Here is a 3873-nt window from a genome sequence, read left to right on the forward strand (position 1 = left end):
GTGAGCGCAAAAGGTGTAGTCGGCAGCGTCGGATGGGTATAAGAGAGTGCCACCGTGCAAGTAACACGTCCCGTTTCGTTCGGGTTGGGGCGGGGGTGGGCGGGGGTTGTACCAGGGTCAACGCACGCCGGCAACCGGCGGCGGAGAGGATCGGCATGGCACAGCACGATATCGTGATCCGCAACGGCGAGATCCATGACGGCCTCGGCAGCCCGCCGCGCCGGGGCGACATCGCGATCGACGGCGACCGCATCGTCGCGGTGGGTGCGGTAACGGGCAGCGGGACGAGCGAGATCGATGCGTGCGGGCGGATCGTGACGCCGGGCTTCGTCGACGTGCATACTCATTACGACGGCCAGATCACCTGGGAGGACCGGCTCCAGCCCTCGTCCGGCCACGGCGTGACGACGGTGGTGATGGGCAATTGCGGCGTGGGCTTCGCTCCGGTGAAGCCCGGCCAGCACGAAATGGCGGTCAAGCTGATGGAGGGGGGGGAGGACATTCCCGACGTGGGGATGACCGCCGGCGTGCCGTGGAACTGGGAGACGTTCCCGCAATATCTCGATGCGCTCGACCAGCGCCGCGCCGACATCGATTTCGGCGCGCAACTGCCGCACAATCCGTTGCGCGTGTACGTGATGGGCGAGCGCGGCGCGGAACGCGAACCGCCGACCGAGGCCGATCTGGCGCAGATGCGCGCGTTGACCCGCAAGGCGATCGAGGCCGGTGCGATCGGCGTCTCGACGACGCGCAACATCGCCCACCGCTTCCGCGATGGCCGGCCCGTCCCGTCGTTCGAGAGCGAGACGCGCGAGATCCTGGCGCTGGCCGCCGGGCTGCGCGATGCGGGCACCGGCGTCTTCCAGATCCTCGGCGACACGCGGATGGCCGCCGCCGACCAGATGGCGCTGCTGCGCGCCATCGCGGTGGAGGGCGGCCGCCCCGTCTCGTTCACGCTGATGCAGACGGCGGACAACCCCGGCGCCTGGCGTGCCATGCTCGATGGGCTCGTCACCGCCAATCGCGAGGGGCTGGCGATCCGCGGGCAGGTGATTCCCCGGCCGACCGGCATGCTGCTGGGGCTGGACCTGTCGCTCCACCCGTTCGCCTTCCACCCCAGCTTCCGCGCGATCGAGGGGCTGCCGCTGGCCGAAAAGGTGGCGGCGATGCGCGATCCGGCCATGCGCCGCCGCCTGATGGCCGAACGGTCGGACGATCCCCATCCCTTCTTCAAGTCGGTGGTGGACGATCTCGATTCGCTGTTCGAGCTGGGCGATCCGCCGAACTACCACCCCGATCGATCGGCCAGCATCGCGGCCCGCGCCCGCGCTGCCGGGTGCGACCCGGCCGAGGTGATCTACGATACGCTGCTGAACGACGAGGGCCACGCCATCCTCTATCGCCCGTCGGCCAATCGCGGCGGCGATCGTTTCGAGGAAGCGGGCGAACACATGCTCGGCCATCCGCACACGATCCTGGGGCTGGGCGATGGCGGCGCGCATTATTCGATGATCTGCGATGCGGCCTATCCCACCTATTTTCTCCAGCACTGGGTGAACCATGCCGATCCGGCCAAGCGGATCGGCCTGCCGGACGCCATCCGCATGCTGGCGCGCGATCCGGCGCATGCGGTGGGGCTGGCCGATCGCGGCGTGATCGCGCCGGGGATGAAGGCCGATCTGAACGTGATCGACCTCGCCCGCCTGCGCCTGCACGCACCGCGCACCGCGCACGACCTGCCGGCGGGCGGGCGGCGGCTGACCCAGCGCGCGGACGGTTACGACGCCACGATCGTGTCGGGTGCGATCACCTATCGCGACGGCGTCGATACCGGCGCACGACCGGGCCGGCTGGTGCGCGGCGCGCGTGCTGCCTGACACGAGGGGAAGAACGCCATGCTCGACACCATCGCCGCCACCCTCCCGTTCACCGTTGCGCCGCTGGATGCCGCCGTGCCGTTCGGCGCGCGGGTGGAGGGGCTGACCCACGCCGATCTCGACCGCGCCGAGGTCCGGCAGGCGCTGTTCGATCTGTGGATCGATCGCGGCGTCATCCTGTTTCGCGGCGCGCAGGACAGCGCGTTCCACGTCGCGCTGAGCGAGGTGTTCGGCCCGCTCGAACGGCATGCCTTTCGCGAGGCGTGGGTGGACGGGCACCCGGAGCTGGTGAACATCAAATATTATCCGGACGACGGCACCGTCTATACGGTGGACGGTCGCCCGCGCGGCGGCTTCCTGCCGTGGCATTCGGACCTGATCTATACCGACCGGATCAATCGCGGCGGCATCCTGCGCCCCGTGCGCCTGCCGGCGCGGGGCGGGATGACCGGCTTCATCGACCAGATCGCCGCCTACGATACGCTGCCCGACGGACTGAAGGAGCGGATCGAGGGGCTGCATGTCGTCTACCAGATGGATCTGAACGCCGCCCACATGCGCTTCGGCGCCCGCCAGTCGCTGCGGCTGGAGCGGTTCGCGCGGTCCGGCGCGAAGATCGCGCTGCGCGAGTGGCACTATCCGCGCGTGCTGCACCCGATGGTGTTCCGCCAGCCCGAGACGAGGCGGGCGGTGCTGAACGTCTCGCCGTGGTTCGCGGTGGGGATCTACGAGTTGGGCGGGCTGGAGGGGGAGCGCCTGCTGGCCGAGGTGGTCGATCACTGCCTCGATGCGACGCCGGCCTACCATCATGCCTGGCAGGAAGGCGACATGGTGCTGTGGGACAACTGGCGCACGCTGCACAGCGCCTCCGGCGTGGCGCCGGAGGAGACGCGGGTGATGCAGCGCACGACGATCGCCGGCGATTACGCGCTGGGCCGCACGCTGGACGGCGGCGGCGCGGGCCTGCCGCGCGTCGACGTGTAGGGCGGCACGACACGGGGATCGCTCACCCGGCCGGCCGGGACCGCAGACAAGCCCGCCGGCCTCGCGACCGGTGGAAGACGGAGAACGACATGCCACTGGCACGCTGCAACGGAATCGATATCGCCTACGAAACCGGTGGTGCGGCGGATGGCATCCCGCTGCTGATGATCCACGGCCTCGGCGCGCAACTGACGCGCTGGCCGGACAGCCTGTGCGCGGCGCTGGGCACGGCGGGCTTCCGCACCATCCGCTTCGACAGTCGCGACGTCGGCCTGTCGACCCACTTCCCCGATGTCCCGGTGCCCGATCTGGCGGCGGTGATGGCCGCCATGCAGCGCGGCGAGGTGCCTGATCTGCCCTACACGTTGTCCGACATGGCGGCGGACACGGCGGGCCTGCTCGACGCGCTGGGACTGGAGCGGGCGCATGTGCTTGGCGTGTCGCTGGGCGGGATGATCGCGCAGGGGCTGGCCATCGAGCATCCCGCGCGCGGGCTGTCGCTCACCGTCATGATGTCGCAATCGGGCAACCCCGCGCTGCCGCCGTCCGACCCCGCGCTGCTGGCGATCATGGCCGCCACCCCGCCCGATCCGGCGGTCGACCACGAGGCGTTCCTGCGCCATTCGGTGACGCTCAACCGGGCGCTGGGCAGCCCCGATTACCCCACTACCGAGGCAGACCTGCGGACGTTCGCCACCACGGCGGCGGCCCGCGCCTACGACCCGTCGGGATCGGGGCGCCAACTGGCCGCCGCGCGCGGTGCGGCCGACCGCCGGCCGGGGCTGGCGGCGCTGGACGTGCCCACGCTGGTGATCCACGGCGCGGCCGACCGGCTGATCCTGCCCGAGTGCGGCGAGGACATCGCCCGCCACGTGAAGGGGGCGTGGATGGTGACGGTGAACGGCATGGGCCACGACCTGCCCGATCCGCTGACCGACCTGTTCGTCGCCACGATCCGCGCGAACGCCGCGCGCGCCGCGGCGTTCGCGCGGATCGTGGCGACGAACAGGTC

At 70.6% G+C, this 3873-nt stretch carries 3 protein-coding genes; all 3 read left to right on the forward strand.

Annotation, left to right across the window (positions count from 1 at the left end):
• Positions 1-155 precede the first annotated feature (155 nt).
• Positions 156-1877, forward strand: coding sequence for an N-acyl-D-amino-acid deacylase family protein (locus tag FOY91_RS20825; RefSeq protein WP_145155919.1), 1722 nt, complete (start codon positions 156-158; stop codon positions 1875-1877).
• Positions 1878-1895: 18 nt separating this feature from the next.
• Positions 1896-2861 carry a TauD/TfdA dioxygenase family protein gene (locus FOY91_RS20830; protein WP_145155921.1) on the forward strand — a complete coding sequence of 322 codons (966 nt, stop codon included), beginning with the start codon at positions 1896-1898 and terminating at the stop codon, positions 2859-2861.
• An 89-nt stretch (positions 2862-2950) separates the two neighbouring features.
• The coding region (locus FOY91_RS20835) for an alpha/beta fold hydrolase (protein WP_145155923.1) at positions 2951-3873 on the forward strand (923 nt) is incomplete at its 3' end.

It is taken from the genome of Alterirhizorhabdus solaris, from assembly GCF_007785815.1.
Classification (GTDB): Bacteria; Pseudomonadota; Alphaproteobacteria; order Sphingomonadales; family Sphingomonadaceae; genus Alterirhizorhabdus; species Alterirhizorhabdus solaris.